The sequence below is a fragment of the Paenibacillus sp. Dod16 genome (assembly GCF_049893405.1).
Taxonomy (GTDB): domain Bacteria; phylum Bacillota; class Bacilli; order Paenibacillales; family Paenibacillaceae; genus Paenibacillus_AQ.
Window position 1 is genome coordinate 258,698 of record NZ_JBNDYG010000015.1, and the last position, 22,119, is coordinate 280,816.

Consider the following 22,119-nt stretch of genomic DNA (forward strand, 5'->3'; position numbering starts at 1 on the left):
GTCTCCTTTCCTAGTAGAGGCCTTCGCCTTCATTGAGTTTTCGGACAATAAAGTTCACCGTCACGAGCAAAATGACATTGATGACGGAATTGAATAAACCAACCGCTGCCGAGTACGCGTAATCGCCTGACTGTAAGCCGACCTTGTATACATAGGTAGCGATAATTTCAGAAGTGGGAAGATTCATGGAGGTCTGCATCAGATAAGCCTTTTCAAAGCCAATAGACATAATGCCCCCTGCCGCAAGTATGAAGACGATCGCCATAATCGGCCTAATCGTGGGCAGATCGATATTTCGAATGCGCTGGAGCAGGTTAGCTCCGTCCAGGCTGGCCGCGTTATGCAGCTCCGGGTCCACATTCGCAAGAGCAGCCACATAGATGATGGAGGCCCATCCGGCACTCTGCCATATATCCGATAGGATATAAATCCACCTGAAATATTCCGGCTGCGACATAAACATAAGCGGATTACCCGTCATCCAAATGACCAATTGATTAATCGGCCCCGTTGGCGACAAGAAGATAAACAGCATTCCGACAATGACGACCACCGAGATGAAATTGGGTGCGTACAGGAACAACTGAATATTCTTCTTGACTGCCGCTCTGCGAACCTGGTTTAACATGAGCGCAAGCAGGATCGGCACCGGAAAGCTAAAGATCAGACCAAAAAAACTCAATTTAAGCGTATTCATAAAAATGACGTCAAAATTCGGCGAGGCGATAAACTTTTCAAAATGCTTGAGCCCAACCCACTCGCTGCCCAGAATCCCTTTAATGGGACTGAAATCCTTAAATGCGATTACGGCACCGTACATCGGGACGTATTTGAAAATAAGGGTCAATATAAGCGCCGGAGCTAGCAGTATGTACAGAAAATAGTTTTTCTTGATGAAAGCGAGCATTCACCCCGCAGAACTCCGTTCTCTGATTATCCCTGCCCCCTGGTTGGCTGGTTCCATTGAATTTTCCAAACCTGTTCCCCCGTTCTTTCTAGAGAAGTTTACATATTGCTTACAGAAAAGGCTTTCATTTTTCACTTTTGTTGAATGTCGCTTTTACAATTTATCAAATGATGTAACTTCAGTCAATCGTTTTTGTAAAAATTTATTTGTGCAATTGACAATATACATCGTTCGTTTACTTCATCCATTTGTCATAAACACGGGTAATTCATGTCGTTTATTACGTAGAATTACGGATTTCCACCCTTTCCATCCTTGTTAGATGATGTTTTAACAAATGTAATGGAATAACGAAGTCAATTCCAACTAAATCCCTGTTGTTTAAATGTTAAATTGACTGTGCATTTGTAAAGTTGAGGTTGCTATTTTAGCTAATCTATTATACATTTGATTTAAGATATTCAGGTCAATAGCGCCTGGGAGAAACAACGAGACTGGTATAAAGTTGATCATTTGAGGTGAAATCAGATACATGACGAAAGAAAAAGTCACAATTCAAGATATTGCGGATGCACTGGGGATCTCCAGAAATACGGCATCCAAAGCTTTGAACGGCAGCGAAAGTATTCCGGACGAGACGCGCAGCAGGGTCATCAAAAAAGCAATCGAATTGAAATACAAACAATTTGCCTTCATGGAGACGGACAACCTGCTGACCAAAACCCCGGGAAACATCGCTCTTCTCACGGCGAATCTTCCGAGCACCTCCCATTTTGGCTCGCGCTTAATCAGCGGGCTTGAGAAACGAATCAGCGCGGAAGGCTATAACCTGTCCATTCATATCGTCCGGGACATCGATCGAAATTCTCGGACGCTGCCTAACAATTTTGAATCCTCCAAAGTGGATGGAATCATCTGTATTGAGTTATTTGATATGGAATACAGCAAGGAGCTCACAAGCCTCGGCCTTCCTACCGTATTTATCGATTGTGCCGCTGACATGTTCTACCCGGACTTGCAAGCGGATTTACTACTGATGGAGAATGAACACAGCACCTTCCACATGACCAGGCGGCTCATAGAGCAGGGCAACATGTCTTTGGGATTTATTGGGGACATCCATCATTGCAAGAGCTTTAATGAACGCTGGGTGGGATTTAATCGGGCCTTGACCGAAATGGGGATCCGGCTGGATCTGGAACAATGTGTTCTAAACCCGGACCGTGAGTTTTTCTCCGAGTCCGACTGGATGGAGAAGCGGCTGAAACAGATGAAACAGATGCCGTCCGCTTTTGTATGCGCCAATGATTTTATTGCGGTCAATGTGATGAAAGCCTTGAAGAATAACCATATCGCCATCCCGGGCGACATTGCCGTATGCGGCTTCGATAATGCGCCTGAATCGCGCATCGTTGAACCCCATTTATCAACGGTACATATCTATAGCGATGAAATGGGAATTGCAGCGGCCAACATGCTGTTGTCCCGGGTGAAAGAACCGGCGTTACCCTATCAAGTCACGCATATCCAAACAAAACCGCTCTTCAGGGCATCGACTGAAAAAATAGACTAGGGGATTGCAGAAGGAGCTGAGACTCCACCATGGACCTCCAGTTGATCCACAAGAAAGACGCTGATCGACATACTTGGACAGAAGGTCGGAACACGAGGAAAGAAAGTTTTTCTTACGATAGTGTGTGTGGGCATGCCTCTGATGTTTATCCCTTTATTGAAAAAAAAAAAAAAGAACCGTTCTCCCGGTATTCGGGCAGAACGGTTCTTTCGGGTTGAGCTGGAGTGAGAGGCAGTTCATCCTCCCATTCTCCGTTAACGATTCAATAAGGCGATTCCATGGAATATCGCCCTAGTTTACCTGCGCGAAGCTCACGCAGGAAAATGCTTGAGGCTTTTTCCAGATCGACTCTTCCGCCGCTTACGATACAGCCGCGTTTTTTTCCGATCGCTTCCATGACAGCGACAATTTCATCCGGGTTATCCAGATCCGTGGGGCGCTCCTTAAGATCAAAGCGCTCGCTCATCGATTCCCAATAATAGTTGGAGAAATATTTGATCGCAAAAAAGGCAATATCCTCTACATTCAATATTTCCTCTTTAATGGCGCCGGTGACCGCCAGGCGGTACCCTACATTCTGATCCTCGAACTTTGGCCACAGGATACCGGGTGTATCCAGTAATTCCATCTCACCGCCGGCAACCTTAATCCACTGCTGCCCTTTGGTGACACCCGGACGGTCTCCCGTCTCGGCGATGTTCCGGCCGGCAAGCCGGTTAATCAGCGTGGATTTGCCTACATTCGGAATCCCCACGATCAACACCCGCATAGCTCGCGGGTTCATGCCCTTGGCGATTTGTTTGTCAATCTTCTCTTTCAGCAGCAGCTTGATCTGATTCGGAATATCCTTAACACCTGTCCCCGTGGATGCATCTACAGGGAAGGCGGTTAAGCCGTTTTCTTTGAAATAGGCTTGCCATTGCCTTGTTACCTCAGGATCTGCCAAATCGGCTTTGTTCATAATAATGAGCCTCGGCTTGCCCTGCAAAATCTCGTCAATCATGGGATTTCGGCTTGAGAGCGGAAGCCTCGCATCGATCAGTTCAATTACAGCATCGATCAGCTTCAGCTTCTCCTGAATTTGGCGGCGCGCTTTGGTCATATGTCCGGGAAACCATTGTATTGTCAACGTCGTCACCTCTACTTTGCTCTGCAAACTTTCATCGTTTCTATAGCGCCATGGCTAATGGTTGATGAGCCCTATGTCTTTAATCGGCCAGAAGATCAAGTCTGCTCGCCCGATAATATCCCCCAAAGGAACATATCCTATCATACGGCTGTCCGTGCTGTTGGAGCGGTTATCCCCCATCACAAACACATGGCCTTCTGGCACAACGCCGTCCTGAACGAACGAGTTCGGAAAGTCCGTGTTATTGTATAATCTGTTTTCAGCATGAGCTTGATCAATTGCTTCCTGTATGTAGGTTTCATTCACAGGCTCCCCGTTGACAAGCACTTTATCGCCTTCAACTTTAACCGTATCACCAGCAACTGCAATTACGCGTTTAATGAAATCCCTGCCCTCATCAGGAACATGGAACACGATAACTTCTCCACGCTCGGGTTTGCGGATATCATATAAAATCTCATTGACGATCAGCTTCTGATTGGATACAAAGTTAGGTTCCATGGATGGACCCTGCACAATAAACGGTTTAAAGAGAAGCCAGCGAATGAGAACGACGAGAACCAGAGCAATGAGAAGAGCCTTCAGCCATTCTACAAGCTCGTTCTTAGCCTTTTTGGCCGGTTTCCCCACGTTGGTTTCAATGGCCTCCTGGTGTTGATCTTTCTCCATAACCCACCGTCCTTCCCTATAGATCGCTTTCGCATGATAACGATTTTTGGATATACAAAAGGGGCTTGTATATACGCACAAGCCCCTTTCTACCGCCTTGTAATTAACGACGAATTTCTTTAATTCTCGCTGCTTTACCGCGCAGTTCACGAAGATAATAAAGCTTCGCACGACGCACTTTACCACGGCGAGCCACTTCGATTTTATCGATTTTAGGCGAGTTGATTGGGAAAGTTCTTTCCACACCAACACCGTAAGAAATTTTACGAACGGTAAAAGTCTCACTGATTCCGCCACCGCGACGTTTAATTACTACACCTTCAAACAACTGGATACGCTCACGAGTTCCCTCGATAACCTTAACGTGTACTTTTAAAGTATCACCAGGACGAAAGCTCGGAATATCTTTACGAAGTTGTTCTTGAGTAATCGCTTGAACGATATTCATCTATGACTCCCTCCTCTCACACAGGTGTTCTTGCATCTTCCGGAAACTCTATGTATTTCCTTCATTATCCGCAGCGGACCACCGTATTCACAACAAAAGAAATAATAACATATTTCGCAGTCCGAATCAAGTGTTTTATCTTTACACCCTCATGGTTAGGCCAGTTTTTCACCGAGCTTTCGTTCATAAAAAAACCACTTCCAGCATGAAAAATCATGCGAGGAAGCGGTTAGGCTGAACTTAATTTACGCTTTCTTTCGAGTCGTGCAGTCCTTTGTGGCGCTTGCCATAGTATTCAAGAATGTCGTCTACCGTTTGAAATTGGACTTCTGTATTGTTTGTATCTTCTATTTTCGCTTCCTGTTGTTGTCGATGTTCTGTCATGACTAGATGCCTCCCCGTCTCTCAAGTGTTTCTCCAGATACATATTACCCACCAATGAAGGGGCTGTATCAGTCATTATTAAAAAAATGCCCCTGAAGTATACAATGCTGGGTTATGAGCCAATTCTAAAGATAGTAATTCTGGCACCGGTTTGAGGAGCTGTAATCGACTTGGCCACTGGCGATAAATTATAGAGCCCTACAGTGTTACCTGCGCTTAAATTGATGACGGCAGATCCTGAGACTTCGGCGTTGGTCGAAATGGAGTTCATGTTCGCCGTACTCGTGGTATTTCCATTCACAACGATCCCAAACGTGTTGGGCGCCGTCGAACCAGTTTGGAGCGAAATCTGCCAGTCAAAGTAATAGAAACCAGCTGTCACGATGGTCAGCGTTGTTGTACCATTAAAAGTTACACCTTGAAGTGTGCTTGTAGAGAAAGTAACAGGTGAATTGGTAGCCACATTTTGAGTGGCACCGTTGCTGGCATAGATGACACTACCTCCCACAAGGGTAGCGGAGCCATTTGGACCGGTCGGGCCTACCGGGCCTGTTGCACCGGTCACTCCCGTGGCTCCTGTTACCCCAGTTGCACCCGTGATTCCTGCTGTTCCGGTTGCGCCTGTTGCTCCCGTTACACCCGTCGATCCCGTTACTCCGATTGCACCCGTTGCTCCAGTTACCCCAGTTGCTCCGATTGCACCCGTGGTCCCTGCTGCTCCTGTTGCCCCAGTTGCTCCTGTCGCTCCCGTAACTCCTGCTGCTCCGGTCTCTCCAGTTGCTCCGGGTATTTCTGTTACTCCTATCGCTCCCGTGACACCAGTTTTACCAGTTGCTCCTGTCAGGCCTGTCGCCACCGTGACTCCGGTTGCTCCAGTTGCTCCTGCTGCTCCCGTTGACCCTGTTGCACCCGTTGACCCTGTTGCTCCACTTGCTCCAGTTTCTCCAGTCGCTCCCGTGACACCAGTTTCACCAGTTGCTCCCGTCACCCCAGTTGCCCCTGTAGCTCCAGTCTCTCCTGTAGCCCCTACTGCACCAGTTGCCACCGTTGCACCAGTTGCTCCCGTTAGCCCTGTAACACCCGCATCTCCGGTAGCTCCGGTAGCTCCCGTCGGTCCTGTCACACCGGTTGCACCAGCGAGACCTGCTGTCCCCGTGGCTCCCGTCACGCCTGCAGCTCCTGTAGCCCCTACTGACCCTGTTGCTCCGGCTACCCCAGTTGCTCCCGTAGCGCCAGTTTCTCCGGTAGCTCGCGTGGCGCTTGCCGGGCCTATTGCCCCCGTTGCTCCTGTTCCTCCTGTGACCCCGGTTGCCCCTGTCACTCCTGCTGCTCCTGTTGCTCCTGCTGCTCCTGTTGCCCCCGTTGCTCCAGTCACGCCCGGCCGAGCGTTACTCGGTACGCTTCCTAGGGTTTCCTGGATTGTTAGACCCTGAACGCTCACAGCGCTCGTCCTTGCTACAACTGCCAGAGATTGAACGGCAGCTTGTTGGACAGTCACTGGAATGTTTAACGTCGCTACCGCTCCTGAAAGAGCATTCGTATAATTAGTCAACTGTTCATTCAAAAATTCAGGCGAAGCTCCATTCAAAAGCGAAACTTGAATTCCATCCGCTGCTGCTTGCAGCCTACTTAACTGTGGTCCGGAACTCCCTAATCTCGCAGCCTGCCGGTTAATTCCTTGGAGTACTTCTGCAAGCTGATGGCGCGACGATGCCCCTGGATTCGTCGTTGCATTCATAATATATAAAGGCAGATTGTTCATTAAATTGACCAACGGCACAGCATCCGCACTCGGAAACGCATACTCCAGCCTAGATTGAATACCTTGTTGTGAAGCCTCGATATCCGTTCCGATCTCGCCCCCGACTCCGAGTCGTTCTCCATATGATTGAAACAACGTCATGACTTCGTTCAATCTTGTTAGGATCCCTTCCAGATTGTCCGCATTGGAAATCCTTGCAATTTGCTGCACGGCCTGGCTAAGCCCCCGCCGTTCTCGCAGCGAAAACCTCATTCCCGAGACCAGGTCGTTAAGGCTCTGCAATTGTATTTTGATAAGCGTGAAATTCTCGTTAACCGGCTGTTCCACAAATGCGCGTAACAGTGACGTTAATTGACAGATCAATGTAACGAATCGAGTGGCTTGGTTCCTTCCTACACGGATTCGTCCAGATGTAAGTCCTTGAATGACAGCCTTGCTGTCCCTACGCTTCCTTCTTTCTTGCCTCAATCGATTTCACCCCTTACGATCTCATACATCCGCAAACGCCTATTTATCACACTATTCATTTCATACGAATTTTGTTCTGGGGTGCCAGCTTGAAACCGGTTCGTTTAAGGAATAAAAAAAAGAACAGACCTGTGCTCACAGATCTGTTCTTCGATTGAGCAAAAAAGCTTATGAGGATCCCGCTTCTCGCTGTAGCTTGTCTATATACGCTCGATCCTGTTTCGACAATTCCAGCTTGTCTAACAATTCCGGGCGACGCTCCCATGTCCGCTTAAGCGCTTGTTCCCGACGCCACACGTCGATATTCGCATGATGACCGCTTAGCAGGATATCCGGCACTTTCCAGCCGCGAAACTCAGCAGGACGTGTATAGTGCGGATATTCGAGCAGCCCTGTACTGAATGAATCCGTCACCGCTGAGTTTTCATTGCCAAGTACACCCGGAAGTAATCGGACTACAGAATCGATGGCAACCATCGCCGGCAGCTCTCCACCGGTGAGCACATAATCTCCGATGGACAACTCATCGGTAACAAGAAACTCACGAATTCGTTCATCGTAACCTTCGTAATGCCCGCATATAAACACCAGATGGTCTTCCTGTGATAATTCTTCCGCCTTCTTCTGCGTAAAAGTCTCTCCTTGCGGACACATCAGAATGACTCGCGGAGGCTTGACTGTTCCGGAGACTTCCGCTGGAATCTCCTCGGCAGGATTAGCCCCATCGCCGCCATGGTTTGCAATCTCATTCCCATTGGAAGCAAGAATATCCTCCACCGCAGCAAAAATCGGGTCCGGCTTTAACACCATCCCTCCGCCTCCGCCATATGGAGTGTCATCGACCTGACCATGCTTGTTCCCGGCATACTGGCGGAAGTTGATTGCATTCAAGCTCACAATTTGTTTCTCGGCCGCTTTACCCAAAATACTCGATTGAAATACGCCATCGAACATCTCGGGGAACAGCGTCAGCACATCAATCCGCATGGACTATAACAACCCTTCCATGAGATGCACGCGGACAAGCTTCGCTTCCTTGTCTACATCAAGTACGACATCCGGTATGGCCGGAAGAAGAATTTCTTTTCCCTGAGGCGTTTTGACAACCCACACATCGTTAGCGCCCGGCGTCAGAATTTCGGAGATCGTGCCGAGCTCCTCAGCAGGGTCTTCATCGGTCATCACCTTGCAGCCAATAATCTCATGGAAGTAGTACTCGTTCTCCGGAAGTTCCTCTTGAAGATCCGCTGATATCTTCAGCAGCGAGCCTTTATATTTCTCGGCATCATTGATGCCATGCAGCTCCTTGAATTTAAGGATGTACATGTTTTTATGAAAACGGGATGTATCCACCGTTGCTTCAATCTTGCTCCCCTTCTCGGGGACAATGTACAGCTGGCTCTTTGGAGCAAATCGCTGGTCGGCAAAATCCGTATGCGGCATGACTTTAACTTCCCCACGGATGCCGTGCGTATTCACGATTTTCCCTACAGTAAACAACTTTTCAGACATGGTCTTCCTCCTGCATCACTTAATGAACGTTCACGCTAGTATGACCGGCTGATTTCTTCAGCATGTACGAAAAAGGGCTAGGACATGCATCCTAACCCCCTTTCGTATATTTTAAGAAATGATATCAACGGTCACCCGTTTATCCATTTTAACCGCCGCCGATGTTACGACTGTACGCAATGATTTGGCGATACGCCCTTGTTTGCCTATGACCTTCCCGACATCGTCAGGATGCACGTACAGCTCATATACAATCAAGTGCTCCTTCTCAACGGTCTTCACAGTCACATCTTCTGGATGATCCACTAAAGCCTTAGCAATAACGCGAACTAATTCTTCCATAGATAACCCTCGCGATCAGTCTTATTTCTGATGCTTCAGCTCATGAAACTTCTTCATTACGCCCGCTTTGCTAAGCAAGTTGCGAACCGTGTCAGATGCTTGCGCACCATTTTGAAGCCAGTTCAGTGCTTTCTCTTCATCGATCTTAACTTCAGCCGGTTGAGCAACCGGATTGTAATAACCGATTTCCTCGATAAAACGGCCATCACGCGGGGAACGGGAATCAGAAACCACCACGCGGTAGAAAGGAGCCTTGTGAGCACCCATGCGTTTCAGACGAATACGTACTGCCATTTGAAAATTCACCTCCTTCAAAAAATGTCCATTCGATATCACCGTAACTTAACGGAACGGGAATTTCATGCCTTTTCCGCCAGTCAAGCCTTTCAGTTGTTTCATGGCCTTGTTCTTGCCGCCTTTAGGACCCATCATATCCGAGAACTGTTTCATCACGCGGCGCATTTCGTCAAACTGCTTGATAAGCCGGTTCACTTCAGCCAGCGAGGTTCCACTTCCCGCCGCAATCCGTTTACGACGGTTATGATTGATAATGTCAGGCTGCTGCTTCTCCGCTGTCGTCATGGAGTGAACAATAGCCTCAATGCGTCCCATCTGCTTCTCGTCCACCTTGAGATCCTTGGCTTGCTTCATCTTGCCCATGCCGGGAATCATATCCATCAGCTGATCCAGAGGACCGAGCTTCTTGACCTGATCCATCTGCTCCAGGAAATCCTCGAACGTAAATTCGGCATTGCGCATTTTACGTTCCATTTCCTTGGCCTTGTCTGCATCAATGTTCGATTGTGCTTTCTCGATAAGAGACAGCATATCGCCCATGCCGAGGATCCGCGATGCCATCCGTTCCGGATGGAACGGTTCGAGCGCATCAATCTTCTCGCCAAGTGCGGCGAATTTGATCGGACATCCGGTAACGGCCTTAACCGAGAGGGCGGCACCGCCTCGGGTATCGCCGTCCAGCTTCGTCAGTACGACGCCCGTGAGCGTCAATTGCTGATTGAAGCTTTCCGCGACATTCACCGCATCCTGACCCGTCATCGCGTCAACGACAAGCAGGACTTCATCAGGATTCACTACGCTGTGAATCTGCTTCAACTCTTCCATCAGCTCTTCATCGACATGAAGACGGCCGGCGGTATCGATAATGACATAATCGTGACCGTTATCTTTGGCATGCTGGAGGCCCTGTTTTGCGATTTCAACCGGGCTTGTCTTGTCTCCTAGCGAGAACACCGGTACGTTGATCTGACTGCCGAGTACTTCGAGCTGTTTGATCGCCGCTGGACGATAAATATCGCCGGCAACGAGCAGCGGTCGGCTGTTCTGCTTCTGAAGCAGCTTGGCCAGCTTACCCGAAGTCGTTGTCTTACCGGCACCTTGCAAACCGGCCATCATAATAACTGTTGGCGGCTTGTTGCTCTTCGCCAGTTTGGCTTGGCTTCCTCCCATCAACTCCGTCAGTTCTTTATTAACGATGTCAATGATCACCATGCCGGGCGTAAAGCTGTCCATCACTTCCTTGCCGATGGCCTTCTCTTTTACTTTGGATACGAAATCCTTAACCACTTTGAAGTTAACGTCGGCTTCGAGAAGCGCGAGTCTGACTTCACGCATGGCGGCTGTTACATCTTCCTCGGACACCTTGCCTTTACCACGAAGCTTGCTAAACACATTCTGTAGTCTGCTGGTCAATCCTTCAAACGCCATATCCGCCACCTCCGTTCATACTTAATCCCATACTTTTAATCGTTCGACCATATCGGTCATTACATTCTTATCATGTTCACCCAGGTCGCTACGCTCCACCATTACCCGAAACTTATCCAGCTCCCGGATGCGCGTTTCATGCTTGCTCAAGAGGCCCAACTTCTCTTCATAGGACTCGAGCACCTGTTCTGCGCGCTTAATATGCTCATAGACGGCCTGACGACTAATCTCAAATTCACCAGCGATTTCTCCAAGGGAAAAATCATCATGGAAATAATATTTCAAAAAGGTCTGCTGTTTCTCTGTCAGCAGCTGCTCATAGAAATCGAACAGCAAATTGATCCGGTTCGTCTTCTCGAGCCGATTCTCCTGACTCATTTAAGGGCACCCCCTCGTCAAGGAAAAACACTTTACAGTTCGCTTAACGAACCTTATCATACAAAAAACAAAGAAGGATGTCAAGCCATTTCCCTTGTCATCCTTCTTCATGTGCAGAAAGCCTTCTTCCTACCCGTTCAGCCGATAGGAAGAAGGTATATCAGTATCGCAAAAAAGTGAAGAATCGAACCCGCCAGAACAAACAAATGCCAGATGGCATGATGGTAAGGAAACCCCCGCCATACATAGAATATGGTACCCAGCGTGTACAGTACGCCCCCAAGGGCAAGCAAATTCATGCCTTGCGACGCTACAACCGCCGTTAACGGATTCCAGGCAATGACAATCAGCCAGCCCATCGCAATATAGAATATCGTGGAGAGGAACAGAAACTTCTTGACGAAAAATGCTTTGAACACGACACCGAACAGCGCAATGCCCCATACGATCCCAAAGAGACTCCAGCCCAGCGATCCCCGGATGGCAACCAGCAGGAATGGCGTATACGTCCCTGCGATGAACAAGTAAATGGAAGAGTGATCCATAAACTCAAAGAAATCCTTGGCTTTCCCGTCTCTCAAACCGTGTACGAGCGTGGAGCTCAAATACAGCAGGAGCATCGTTGATCCGTAGATTGTGAAGCTCACCACATGCCAGGCATTGCCTTTCAAACTTGAAAATACGATCAGCAGCACCAGCGCAGCAACGCTCAGTGCCGCTCCTATGCCATGTGTTATTGCATTCGCTATCTCTTCTCTGCGTGGATAAGTGTAAGTATTGGCCATAACAGGTATCCTTTCGCTTGAAATCTTATAGAGGTTATTCAAAAAACTGACTTTTTGAACCCGACTTATACTTCATTATACGCCCTTCGGGCATGCAAAATCAAAGCCGTCCCCTGTATCAACCCCTCTGCGATTGGAAGAATCGCTGGATGGCGCTGACGATTTGGCGGGACGCGGTGCCGTCGCCAAACGGATTATGGGCTCTGGCCATGCTGTGGTACGCTTCCTTATCCGTCAGCAGTCGCTCTATTTCTGCCTGAACCGCTTCACACTCCGTACCAACGCATTTTAGAGTGCCTGCTGTAACCCCTTCGGGGCGTTCGGTTTTATCCCTCAGCACCAGAACCGGCTTCCCCAGTGACGGCGCTTCCTCCTGTATGCCGCCGGAGTCCGTCAAGACCAGATAGGAACGCTGCATGATATGATGGAGATCAACGACATCGAGCGGTTCGGTCAAGTGGATTCGCTCGTGCCCCTCAAGCTCTTGCGCGACCGCCTCCTGCAGTACGGGGTTCGGATGGACCGGATATATCACTTCAATGTCAGGGTGCTTCTGGATCACCCGCTTCACAGCCTCAAATACCCCTTTCATCGGTTCTCCCCAATTCTCCCGCCGATGCATGGTCATCAGTATTAAGCGGCTATCTTGCCGTAATTTGTGCTGTATCGGATGTTTAAAGGGAGCCTTTAGCGTCCACTTCATTGCATCGATTCCCGTGTTTCCCGTTACATACACGTGAGCCGATCGATTCTCGGCTTTGAGATTTGCTGCCGACAGCGCCGTCGGAGCAAAATGCATATCCGCCACCCTGCCGATCCACTCGCGATTCATCTCCTCTGGAAACGGCGCGTATTTGTCATACGTCCGCAGCCCTGCTTCCACATGTCCCACCGGAACCTTCGCGTAATAAGCTGCCAAAGCACCAATGAATGCCGTTGTGGTATCTCCATGGACCAGCACTAGATCATATTTTCTAGCTTGGAATACCTTCTCCATCCCTTTTAGCAGGTCAGCGCTCAAATTGTATAAGGATTGCCCTTCCTTCATGATATTCAGATCCGTTTGCGTCTGGATTTCAAAAAAACGAAGCACCTGGTCCAGCATCTCCCGGTGCTGGGCGGTTACGCATACGATTGGAGTTAATCCCGGGGCTGACTCCAATTCCTTGACCAAAGGTGCCATTTTAATCGCTTCCGGACGCGTTCCGAATATAACCAGAACATTTTTATGTTTCACGAACCTTCACTCCCCCTCGTTTTATATGAAAAGATAGATCTTAAACCTCATATCTTAAGCATTATATGGAACGTTGATAGATTCGTTCCGGTCATGAGCAAGCTTGTAGAAATCAACCATTTTTCTGCGATTCGGCTTATTCGTCCAATTCTATGAAGCTAGCAACGCATATATTATCCCGAGTACAAAGAAAGGAGGAAACCTCTTGGCTGTTATCATTTATCCGAGAACGATGAACTGGTCGTATATGAAACAGAGACCGCAGCAGCTTATGGCTCAATTGGGCGCGCTTGGTCATCAGGTTTTCTTCGAAAACCTGGCACCGCTGGATAAGGAATTCAAAGAAATTGAACCGAATGTGTTCCTGTTCACAGATACCAAAACCTTTTTGCACAAAAAGCTGCCTGCCCTTCGCAAAGAACATCCGATTGTCGTCTGGACGACCTGGTCTAAGCTCCGTACGCGCATTTCCACACTCTTCAAACCCGACGTCACCATCTACGACTGCTGTGATGAATTTCCGCATTGGGCAAAATATGAACCCAAAATGATTGATGAAGCGGACCATGTCGTATGTACCGCAGAGGTGATTCACACCCGGTTGTCCCTGGCATATCCGGATAAACCACTTACCCTGATCCCGAATGGCGCAGACTCTTCATTTTTCCATATTCCATTCAGTGAAAGACCCACCGATCTCCCTCCGGGTCCTGTTGTCGCTTATATCGGCGCCTGGGCTTATTGGGTAGATCATGAGCTGTTCGCTAAGGCGGCCCTCCGTTTTCCAAGCGTCCAATTCGTTTCCATTGGAGCTCCTTACGGCAGCTCCGGCGATTATTCGAAGCTCCCCAATGTGCATATACTCGGTGAAAAGCCGCACCAGGAGCTCAAGCGTTATCTGACTCATATAGACGTTGCATTGATCCCCTTCCAATATCATCCGATTACGCTGGCAACCAATCCAGTCAAAGCATACGAGTATCTGGCATCCGGTGTCAGGGTATTGTCGACGGCTCTGCCGGAATGCATCGCCATGGAGCCGCATGTTACTACAGCGACCACCCATGATGATTTCTTGGGCAAGCTGTCCTCCATGCTCCATCACCCGGACACGGAAGAGCATAAACTGGGCCGCATTGCCTACGCCAGAGAGAATCGCTGGGTTGAACGCGGATTGAAAGCCGATCAAGTGATCCGCCAGGCCATCCTGGACAAAGGCATGAACCCCCATTGAAACCTTATGCCAGAATCCGTACCCAGCCATTCGGCTACAGGGCCATCGATACGACAGCCTATCGTGAACAAATCATTCAGGAAGTCTCACAAATAGATCATGAGTGGATTCTATGGAGCGGTACCTTGTCTTTTTCCCATAAAAGTGCACAGCATTCCATTCCGATACCACCCCATATTCCAGATCGTGTTGTCTGTATATGCATGAACGGTGCCCCTCTATATTGGAGAAAAACCTGGCTGCTTGCTGCTCTCACCCGCTGGGATAACAGGCTTCCGGCTGCTAAATTTCTGCCTTACGATCTGCTGCCCGCCGATCCAAGCCTTACGATGCATCTGGACCCGACGCAAAATCCTCCGTATCAAAAGGATCTGGAGTATATTCTCCCTATTCTGTCGGCAACAAGGATACGAGAGAATACCGCCGGCTCGAAAGGGGCTTTATCCCCTGAAATTCCTTCGCAACCTGTCGTCTCCATTCTGATGAGCATTCATAATATGAAGGACTCTTTAGGCTGGAGCATCCGTTCCGTATTGGCTCAATCAAGCGATAATTGGGAGCTGCTAATAGGCGATGACGGCTCGGAGGACGACAGTCTCGAGGAAGCCTGTGCTTATCTTGACAGCAGAATTCGGGTCCTGTCCCAATCGCGTAACCGCGGAAAGGCGATCATGATGAATCGGCTGCTCTTTGAAGCAAAGGGGCGATATATTCTGGAATTGGATGGGGATGACTGGCTGGCACCGGATGCGATCGAACTCCTGTCCGACGCGCTTGACCAGAATCCGGACGGCAGAATGGCCACGGGGCGGTATGGATGCTGGGAACGAACCCGGCAGTTCGGTCCTCTATGGAGAAAAAATGTTGATTCGGGCCATCTTTATTCGTCTTGGTCTGCTTCCGTAAATCGAACGACTCAACATGGGCACCCGCTTGTCCCTCGAATGTATCGCAAGTCATCCCTAATCGCCATTGGGGGCTGGTGGAATCGGGAGGATCGTCTCGGGCGTATCTTCGAAGATATCGATGTCACCGCCAGGCTTCTTAAGCACAGCTCACCGGTTCAGGTCGATGCCGTCTTGTATCATCGCGTCCTTTATGGCAGCAGCACCAGCCAACGTAACCGCAGTCTCTTCGAAGCCTGGTGTCAGCAAACAGGCAAGAGCTAGACAACGCTTGAAAAGGAGGTGATACGTAAATGCATATTGCCGCTTCCGGGTACTATGGAATGGGAAACTTCGGTGATGATTTATTTCTTCACACCCTTCGCCAGGTATTCCACGATCATCACGTCTATCCATGGAATTCCCGATTGGATCCCCGCCAGACGGATGCCTTCATCATCGGTGGTGGCGATTTAATTACACCCTACTCATTCAATTCGTATTACTTCCCTCCGCAGCTCAAAGGACAGCCTACCTGGGTCTACGGTGTCGGCATCGTGGACGCCTACCCGGAACACACCTGGCCTGAGGAGCAGGTATCCGCCTACCGGGAGATGATCTCCAAGGCAAACCGCGCAGTGTTCCGGGATGAGCGATCGTCGGCCATCGCCAGGCGGGCAGGCTTCCACCGAAATGTTGAAACCGCCCCTGATATGGTATTCGGCTACCGTCAACCCGATATCCCGGTGAAACGATTCTCTAAGCGCCCCACCGTTGGCGTTGTTGTGTTTTCCTATGAATCGTTCCCGATGGAGAACATGACCAAACTGCTGGGGCATCTTATCGCCAAAGGTTATCATACCGTCCTTATTCCTGTTATTCATCATCCGGGCAACGCGTACTCCGATTACAACACATGTCTGCAATTGCAGCAGAAGGTAAGGGAGCTAACCCCCGGCGCTTCCATTGAAACACTGCCGTTTCTCATGGATATCGAGCTCACCTACAGCTTCATACAATCCGTGGACTATCTGATATCATTCAAGCTTCACCCGACGCTAGCCGCTTTACGCGGCGGCAAGCCTGTGCTGGCGCTTAGCACCATGAGCAAAGTGCATAGCCTGCTGAGCTCTTTTCGTCTCGGTCAGTACTTTACGGATTATCGTCAGCCGCTTGATGTGCTGGTCGATAAAACCGAAACCTTCCTTAAATACGGCCCTGGTCATGTGCAGCGAGTTATGCCCATGATCCGCGCAGCGGAGGAAGAAAGCACCGCTTCACTTCTGGATTTAAAGAACCATATCGAGGAGCACAACCGTTGGTAATACAGAAAGGAGAATGACTATGTGTTGCTTCCTGTTCTGCAGAAGACTTGCCGGCAGAGTCAAAATGTTAACACGGCAGGTCGAACTTCTAAGCCAGGAAACCAGTCAACTAACCGAACGGGTAGAGTCACTGGAGAGTCAGGTTCTCACGGGTTTAACGATTAATCCGGAGCTGATTCAATTTTTCGAAGTCCGTACCGGCCAACAAGTACGGGTCAGCACAACGTTTGTTACGCTGGAAGGAGTCGTTCTGGCTACTGCTGAAGATGGTGTTCAGCTCCGTGAAGCATCGGGTGACCTTGTGCTGATTCCATTTGCCAATATTACTTCCGTTCAGTAATACCTTCAGATGATACGGAATGTCAGCTTCAAACTTTCATTACGGCAAGGAGGTTAACCGATATGCGCTACGTGGATTGGCTGCAAGGATTTATCGGCTCGGAAACCGAAGTAACGGTGTCGGGAGATGTGATCATCGGCACGCTGACCGAAGTGGGCGAGGGAACCATCACCTTAAAAGTACCACCCATCATCTATGGTCCTCCTACAGATACTGCCATCATCCCGCTTCGTTCGATTGAGTTCGTTCGAATCGTCTCTTCATAAAAATGCATGTGCCCGTAGATTGAACCGAACATGGAAAAGGACCGAAAGTTATACTTTCGGTCCTTTTGTATACATAGCGACTAGACAAGTGCCTAGCCTTGTTGTTCTGCGGCATTCTCTTCTTCTTTAATCAAACCCGCAAAGAGGGCATGAACGAACTGCTCCGAGTCAAAGGTCTGGAGATCGCCCATTTTCTCTCCCAAGCCTACCAGCTTCACCGGAAGATTCAACTCCTGCCGAATCGCGATAACGATGCCACCCTTAGCCGTACCATCCAGCTTGGTTAATACGAGGCCGGTCACACCACTCTTCTCTCCGAACAGCTTCGCCTGGCTTAGCGCATTCTGTCCTGTCGTCGCATCAAGGACCATCAGCACCTCATGCGGAGCGCTCGGGATTTCGCGTTGAATAACGCGGAAGATTTTATTCAACTCTTCCATCAGATTCGTTTTGTTCTGAAGACGTCCCGCCGTGTCGCAGAGCAGAACATCCGCTTGCCGCTGCTTGGCTGCTTGAACCGCATCGAACATAACAGCTGCCGGGTCTGAGCCGGGCTGCTGTTTAATGACTTCAACGCCAACCCGTTCTCCCCATACCTCCAGCTGTTCAATCGCACCTGCACGGAATGTGTCGCCAGCGGCGAGCAAAACCTTCTTGCCCTCCTGCTTGTAACGATGTGCCAGCTTACCAATCGTGGTGGTTTTGCCGACTCCGTTAACGCCTACAAACAGAATGACCGTAATTCCATCCGGATTCTCCCTCAGCTCATTGCTGCTGTCATCACGAAGGAGTCCCATCAGCTTCTCGGACAAGACCGGCTGCAGATCGGCAGCGTCCTCGATCCGCCGTTTCTTCACTTCGGCACGAAGATCGTCCATCAGATCCATCACCGTATTGACGCCGACGTCAGCGCCAATCAGAATCTCTTCCAACTCCTCGTAAAATTCTTCATCGATCTTTTTCCGGCGAATGACCAGGTCCGACACTTTCTCGATAAATCCCTTCCGAGTTTTCTCGAGTCCGTCCCGGAACTGTTTTGTTACGTTTTCCGTTTTGCTGGAAATGCTCTCTTTTAACTTCTTAAAAAAGCTCATACGTACCCTCCATGTCGTTATGTTAAATTAGGCAATCTCCGCTTCCTCATTCTCAAGCTTGACGGACACCAGCTTCGACACGCCGCCTTCTTCCATCGTGACGCCGTACAGCACGTCAGCCTCTTCCATCGTTCCTTTGCGGTGGGTGACCACGATAAACTGCGTTTGCTCAGAGAACTCCCGCAGATACTGGGCAAACCGCACCACATTCGCTTCATCAAGCGCAGCTTCGACCTCATCCAGTACGCAGAACGGAACCGGCTTCACCTGCAAAATGGCAAACAACAGCGCCATAGCGGTTAATGCACGCTCACCACCGGAGAGAAGCTGCAGATTTTGCAGCTTCTTGCCAGGAGGCTGCGCAACGATATCGATCCCCGTCTCAAGCAATCGGTCCGGATCGATCAGGACCAGGTCGGCACGTCCACCTCCGAACAACTTCGTAAATACCGTGCCGAACTCGCGCCGGATCGCATCAAACGTCAGCTTGAAACGCTTGGACATTTCATCGTCCATTTCCTTAATGACCTGGTACAGGGTTGTCTTCGCTTCAACCAGATCCGCCTTTTGCTCACTTAAGAACAGGTATCTCTCATTAACGCGCTGATACTCTTCGATGGCCCCAAGATTGACATCTCCCAGGGAAGTTATCGACCTCTTCAAGTCACGCACTTCGTTCTGAGCGGCAGTGATGTCTTCCGGAATCGGATACCGCTGCTTGGCAAGCTCATAACTCAGCTCGTAGTCCTCGCTTAATTTCTTCAATATATTCTCAAGCTCAACATCGAGCCGGTTTACCCCAATCTCGGTCTGGCGAAGCTGATCATCCACGGCCCGCAGCTGCGTGCGCTGTTCCTTGGTTTCGCTCTCTTCCAGCTCCAGCTTCCGGCTAAGCGCAGTGCGTGCAGCCCGCTTGAATTCCAGCTGCTGCGTAGCCTCTTCCTTCTTCAGCTTGTACTGGTTCAGATCCTCGATCTGCTTTACGCTTTCGCTTTCGTTCTGATTCAGGTCGGCTTGAACGGAGGCCAGCATCGTGCGGTTTTGTTTCTGCTCCTTCTCGTGGTTGTCGACATCCGACTGAAGGCGCTTGAGCTGCTCCTCCAGCGAGAAGGTTTCCTGATCCAGCTTTCCTTCGCGAACCTTGAGGTTTGTCAGCTGACTCTGAAGCTCTTCCTTCGCCGACTCATTAGCTTTACGGGCAAATTCTGCAGCTTGGATCGCCAGGTGGGTTGATTTCTCTTCCTCCTCCAGCTCGGACAACAGCTTCTGCGCGCGTTCACGGCTTGCCTGAATCTCTTTGGCTTCCTTCTCTTGACTGCTCTTCTCCTCGCCTGCCAGCTCGGCTTGTTCGAGGACGTGGCGCAGCTCATGCTCAAGCTGCTTGCGGTCCCCTGCAGCCTGCTGTTCCTCGATTCGCTTGTCGTCTCCGGCTTTACGAAGCTCGTCCAGCTTATCCTGAGATTCGATCATTTGATTCCGGACGCCTTCAATGCCCTGCTGCAGCTTCTCCAGCTGCTTCTCGGTCTCCGTGATTTCCTGATCCAGCTGCTCCAGCTGACGCTTGCGTCCCAGCAGGCTGTTCGTTTTCTTGTGCTGACTGCCGCCTGTCATGGATCCGCCTGCATTGACCACGTCGCCCTCGAGTGTGACGACACGGAAGCGATAGGAGAATCTTGCAGCAATCTTGTTTGCTTGCTCCAAGGTCTCGGCAATCACGACATTGCCCAGAAGGCTGCCGACGATGTTGCTGTATCTTGAATCATACTTCACCAGCTCGGAGCCAAAGCCTACAAACCCGGCTTCCCCTTCTGCCAAGTGCCGATCCGAAGCGGATACATTCCGTGGACGAATGACGTCCAAAGGCAGGAAGGTTGCCCGTCCTAACTGGCGCTGCTTCAGGAAGGCAATCGCCTGCCTGGATACGGATTCGTTCTCCATGACGATATGCTGAACCGATGCGCCAAGGGCTGTCTCCATCGCAAGCTCCAGCTTTTCCGGTACACGAATCAGCTCGGCCACCGCACCATGGACCCCGTGGAGCACGGATTTGCGGGAAGCCTTCAGTACTTCCTTAACCCCCAGCATAAATCCGTCAAAATCGTCCTGAAGCTCTTTCATGGTATCACGGCGGGAAATTTGCGCCTCCCGCTTCTGCTCCCATTTCCGAAGCGCTCCCTGCGTCTCTTCCTGCAATTTCTGCAGGGATTGATATCGCTCACTCTCGCTGATATAACCGCTTCGGAGGTCTGCAATCTCTTTACCGAAGCGTTCAATACTTCGATCGATGCTATCTTTGCGGCGGAGCAGATCCTCTTTCAGGGCTTCCCATTTACCCGACTCCTCTTGCGCCCGATTCATCCGCCGATCCAGCGCTTCCTGCTGCTGGTCGGCGTAACGGATTTCATTCCGGGCTTGAGCCATTTGGTTCATAAGCTCCAGCAAATTCCCCTTCAAGCTCTCTTCCTGCTGTTGGCTGATTCCGCCGGTTACGCCCACCAGCTTCGCTTCTTCCGCTGACAGCTGGTCCCGCACTTGGGTTAATTCCTGCTGTAGCTCCTGCAGCTTGCTCTTCATGCTCGCAAGCTCGCCTACGCGCGCTCCTAGACGTTGATCGCCTGACTGCAAACTTTCTTCCAGTTGCTCGCGCGTACGTTCCAAGTTGCGGCGGCGTTCCTTGAGCACCTCGCCATAGCCTTCGCTCTTCTCGAACAGTTCACTGAATTGAAGCAGCTGGCTCTGCAGATCCTCAACTTCCTGCTCCAGCTGGCGCAGCGCTGATCTGTCACTCTCCAGCTTGGCATCATGCGCGGATACAACGGTGGACAGCGCGAGCTGCTCTTCCTTCAGCTGTTCAAGCTTGGCATTGGCCTCGCTCCATGAGGTATGTATCTGTTCGATCTGATACACATACAGCGAGATTTCCTTGTGCTTCAGCTTCTCCCGAAGCTCCTTGTAGCGAATGGCCTTCTCGGACTGCTCTTTGAGTGGTCCGATCTGATCCTCAAGCTCCGTGACCAAGTCGTGGATACGAAGCAGGTTTTGTTCTGTTTCATCCAGCTTGCGCACAGACTCTTTTTTACGGGATTTATATTTAACGATCCCGGATGCTTCCTCAAAAATCCCCCGGCGATCTTCTGAACGTGTGCTCAATATTTCCTCGATACGACCTTGTCCAATGATGGAATAGGCTTCTTTACCAATTCCGGTGTCCATGAACAGCTCCGTAATATCCTTGAGTCGGCATGATTGTCTATTAATGAAATACTCGCTGTCCCCGCTGCGGTGCACCCTCCTAGTTACGGTTACCTCATTAAAATCCAGCGGTAGTACATGATCCTCATTATCCAGAGTAAGGGAGACCTCTCCATAATTAACCGCTTTACGCGCATCGCTTCCGGCAAAGATAATGTCCTCCATCTTGCCGCCGCGAAGCGATTTGGCGCTCTGCTCGCCAAGCACCCAGCGGATCCCATCGGAAATGTTGCTCTTGCCGCTGCCATTCGGACCTACAACGGCTGTAATTCCCCGGACAAATTCCATCTCCGTCTTGTCGGCAAACGATTTAAATCCTGCTAACTCGATCCGTTTCAAAAACATATTCGAACTATCACCTCTCCTGCTATTGTACCATAAGTAGAATCGGCTTCACCGCCGTCT

Annotated in this window: 22 protein-coding genes; 6 read left to right on the forward strand and 16 right to left on the reverse strand. The window is 50.0% G+C overall.

All coding sequences use genetic code 11. The features are described 5' to 3' along the window. Positions 1-10 precede the first annotated feature (10 nt). Positions 11-907 carry an ABC transporter permease gene (locus ACPV3A_RS14070; protein ID WP_339296703.1) on the reverse strand — a complete coding sequence of 299 codons (897 nt, stop codon included), beginning with the start codon at positions 905-907 and terminating at the stop codon, positions 11-13. Between the two features lie 532 nt (positions 908-1,439). Between ACPV3A_RS14070 and ACPV3A_RS14075 the strand changes: the two genes are divergently transcribed. Then, positions 1,440-2,480 carry a LacI family DNA-binding transcriptional regulator gene (locus ACPV3A_RS14075; protein ID WP_194543594.1) on the forward strand — a complete coding sequence of 347 codons (1,041 nt, stop codon included), beginning with the start codon at positions 1,440-1,442 and terminating at the stop codon, positions 2,478-2,480. A gap of 262 nt (positions 2,481-2,742) precedes the next feature. Here the strand turns inward: ACPV3A_RS14075 and ylqF are convergent, their stop codons facing one another. The 13 genes from ylqF to wecB form a co-directional block, all read right to left on the reverse strand. Next, entirely contained in the window at positions 2,743-3,609 is an 867-nt protein-coding gene (gene ylqF / locus ACPV3A_RS14080; RefSeq protein ID WP_426199988.1) for a ribosome biogenesis GTPase YlqF, read from the reverse strand. Between the two features lie 54 nt (positions 3,610-3,663). Next, entirely contained in the window at positions 3,664-4,278 is a 615-nt protein-coding gene (gene lepB / locus ACPV3A_RS14085) for a signal peptidase I (RefSeq protein ID WP_036663956.1), read from the reverse strand. 103 nt (positions 4,279-4,381) lie between these two features. Further along, positions 4,382-4,726 (reverse strand): 50S ribosomal protein L19, encoded by a 345-nt coding sequence (gene rplS, locus ACPV3A_RS14090; RefSeq protein ID WP_015736355.1) that lies wholly within the window; start codon positions 4,724-4,726, stop codon positions 4,382-4,384. Positions 4,727-4,966: 240 nt separating this feature from the next. Beyond that, entirely contained in the window at positions 4,967-5,110 is a 144-nt protein-coding gene (locus ACPV3A_RS14095; protein ID WP_181469736.1) for a hypothetical protein, read from the reverse strand. 112 nt (positions 5,111-5,222) lie between these two features. After that, positions 5,223-7,340, reverse strand: a complete 2,118-nt coding sequence (locus ACPV3A_RS14100; RefSeq protein ID WP_426199989.1) for a collagen-like repeat preface domain-containing protein — start codon at positions 7,338-7,340, stop codon at positions 5,223-5,225. A 168-nt stretch (positions 7,341-7,508) separates the two neighbouring features. Then, on the reverse strand, positions 7,509-8,327 hold the full coding sequence (gene trmD, locus ACPV3A_RS14105; RefSeq protein WP_339218378.1) for a tRNA (guanosine(37)-N1)-methyltransferase TrmD: 819 nt from the start codon (positions 8,325-8,327) through the stop codon (positions 7,509-7,511). Positions 8,328-8,330: 3 nt separating this feature from the next. Next, a complete protein-coding gene (gene rimM, locus ACPV3A_RS14110; RefSeq protein WP_194543597.1) occupies positions 8,331-8,852 on the reverse strand; it encodes a ribosome maturation factor RimM in 522 nt (173 codons plus the stop codon). A gap of 111 nt (positions 8,853-8,963) precedes the next feature. Next, the gene (locus tag ACPV3A_RS14115) at positions 8,964-9,194 is read right to left on the reverse strand and encodes a KH domain-containing protein (protein WP_006211360.1); all 231 of its coding nucleotides are present in this window, start codon (positions 9,192-9,194) and stop codon (positions 8,964-8,966) included. Between the two features lie 21 nt (positions 9,195-9,215). Next, the gene (gene rpsP, locus ACPV3A_RS14120) at positions 9,216-9,488 is read right to left on the reverse strand and encodes a 30S ribosomal protein S16 (RefSeq protein ID WP_006211361.1); all 273 of its coding nucleotides are present in this window, start codon (positions 9,486-9,488) and stop codon (positions 9,216-9,218) included. A 48-nt stretch (positions 9,489-9,536) separates the two neighbouring features. Further along, positions 9,537-10,919: a signal recognition particle protein gene (gene ffh, locus ACPV3A_RS14125; RefSeq protein ID WP_071220054.1), complete on the reverse strand. Its 1,383-nt coding sequence runs from the start codon at positions 10,917-10,919 to the stop codon at positions 9,537-9,539. A 21-nt stretch (positions 10,920-10,940) separates the two neighbouring features. Further along, positions 10,941-11,297, reverse strand: a complete 357-nt coding sequence (locus ACPV3A_RS14130) for a putative DNA-binding protein (RefSeq protein ID WP_071220053.1) — start codon at positions 11,295-11,297, stop codon at positions 10,941-10,943. 137 nt (positions 11,298-11,434) lie between these two features. Then, complete coding sequence (gene trhA, locus ACPV3A_RS14135) at positions 11,435-12,082, reverse strand: PAQR family membrane homeostasis protein TrhA (RefSeq protein ID WP_194543598.1); 648 nt, start codon at positions 12,080-12,082, stop codon at positions 11,435-11,437. A 118-nt stretch (positions 12,083-12,200) separates the two neighbouring features. Further along, positions 12,201-13,319, reverse strand: coding sequence for a non-hydrolyzing UDP-N-acetylglucosamine 2-epimerase (gene wecB / locus ACPV3A_RS14140; protein WP_199341204.1), 1,119 nt, complete (start codon positions 13,317-13,319; stop codon positions 12,201-12,203). Positions 13,320-13,524: 205 nt separating this feature from the next. On the opposite strand from wecB, the gene ACPV3A_RS14145 reads away from it, so the two are divergent. The 5 genes from ACPV3A_RS14145 (at position 13,525) to ACPV3A_RS14165 (ending at position 17,368) form a co-directional block, all read left to right on the forward strand. Continuing rightward, entirely contained in the window at positions 13,525-14,553 is a 1,029-nt protein-coding gene (locus tag ACPV3A_RS14145; protein ID WP_426199990.1) for a glycosyl transferase family 1, read from the forward strand. Then, on the forward strand, positions 14,550-15,722 hold the full coding sequence (locus tag ACPV3A_RS14150; RefSeq protein WP_426199991.1) for a glycosyltransferase family 2 protein: 1,173 nt from the start codon (positions 14,550-14,552) through the stop codon (positions 15,720-15,722). The genes ACPV3A_RS14145 and ACPV3A_RS14150 overlap by 4 nt, the downstream gene beginning before the upstream one ends. A gap of 29 nt (positions 15,723-15,751) precedes the next feature. Beyond that, positions 15,752-16,762: a polysaccharide pyruvyl transferase family protein gene (locus ACPV3A_RS14155; RefSeq protein WP_220684576.1), complete on the forward strand. Its 1,011-nt coding sequence runs from the start codon at positions 15,752-15,754 to the stop codon at positions 16,760-16,762. A 19-nt stretch (positions 16,763-16,781) separates the two neighbouring features. Beyond that, positions 16,782-17,102, forward strand: coding sequence for a hypothetical protein (locus ACPV3A_RS14160; protein WP_071220048.1), 321 nt, complete (start codon positions 16,782-16,784; stop codon positions 17,100-17,102). A 62-nt stretch (positions 17,103-17,164) separates the two neighbouring features. Continuing rightward, entirely contained in the window at positions 17,165-17,368 is a 204-nt protein-coding gene (locus ACPV3A_RS14165; protein ID WP_071220047.1) for a hypothetical protein, read from the forward strand. Between the two features lie 92 nt (positions 17,369-17,460). Here ACPV3A_RS14165 and ftsY read toward each other — a convergent pair whose 3' ends face one another. Further along, positions 17,461-18,462, reverse strand: a complete 1,002-nt coding sequence (gene ftsY, locus ACPV3A_RS14170) for a signal recognition particle-docking protein FtsY (protein ID WP_071220046.1) — start codon at positions 18,460-18,462, stop codon at positions 17,461-17,463. Positions 18,463-18,489: 27 nt separating this feature from the next. After that, on the reverse strand, positions 18,490-22,059 hold the full coding sequence (gene smc, locus ACPV3A_RS14175; protein ID WP_220684575.1) for a chromosome segregation protein SMC: 3,570 nt from the start codon (positions 22,057-22,059) through the stop codon (positions 18,490-18,492). Between the last annotated feature and the right edge of the window lie 60 nt (positions 22,060-22,119).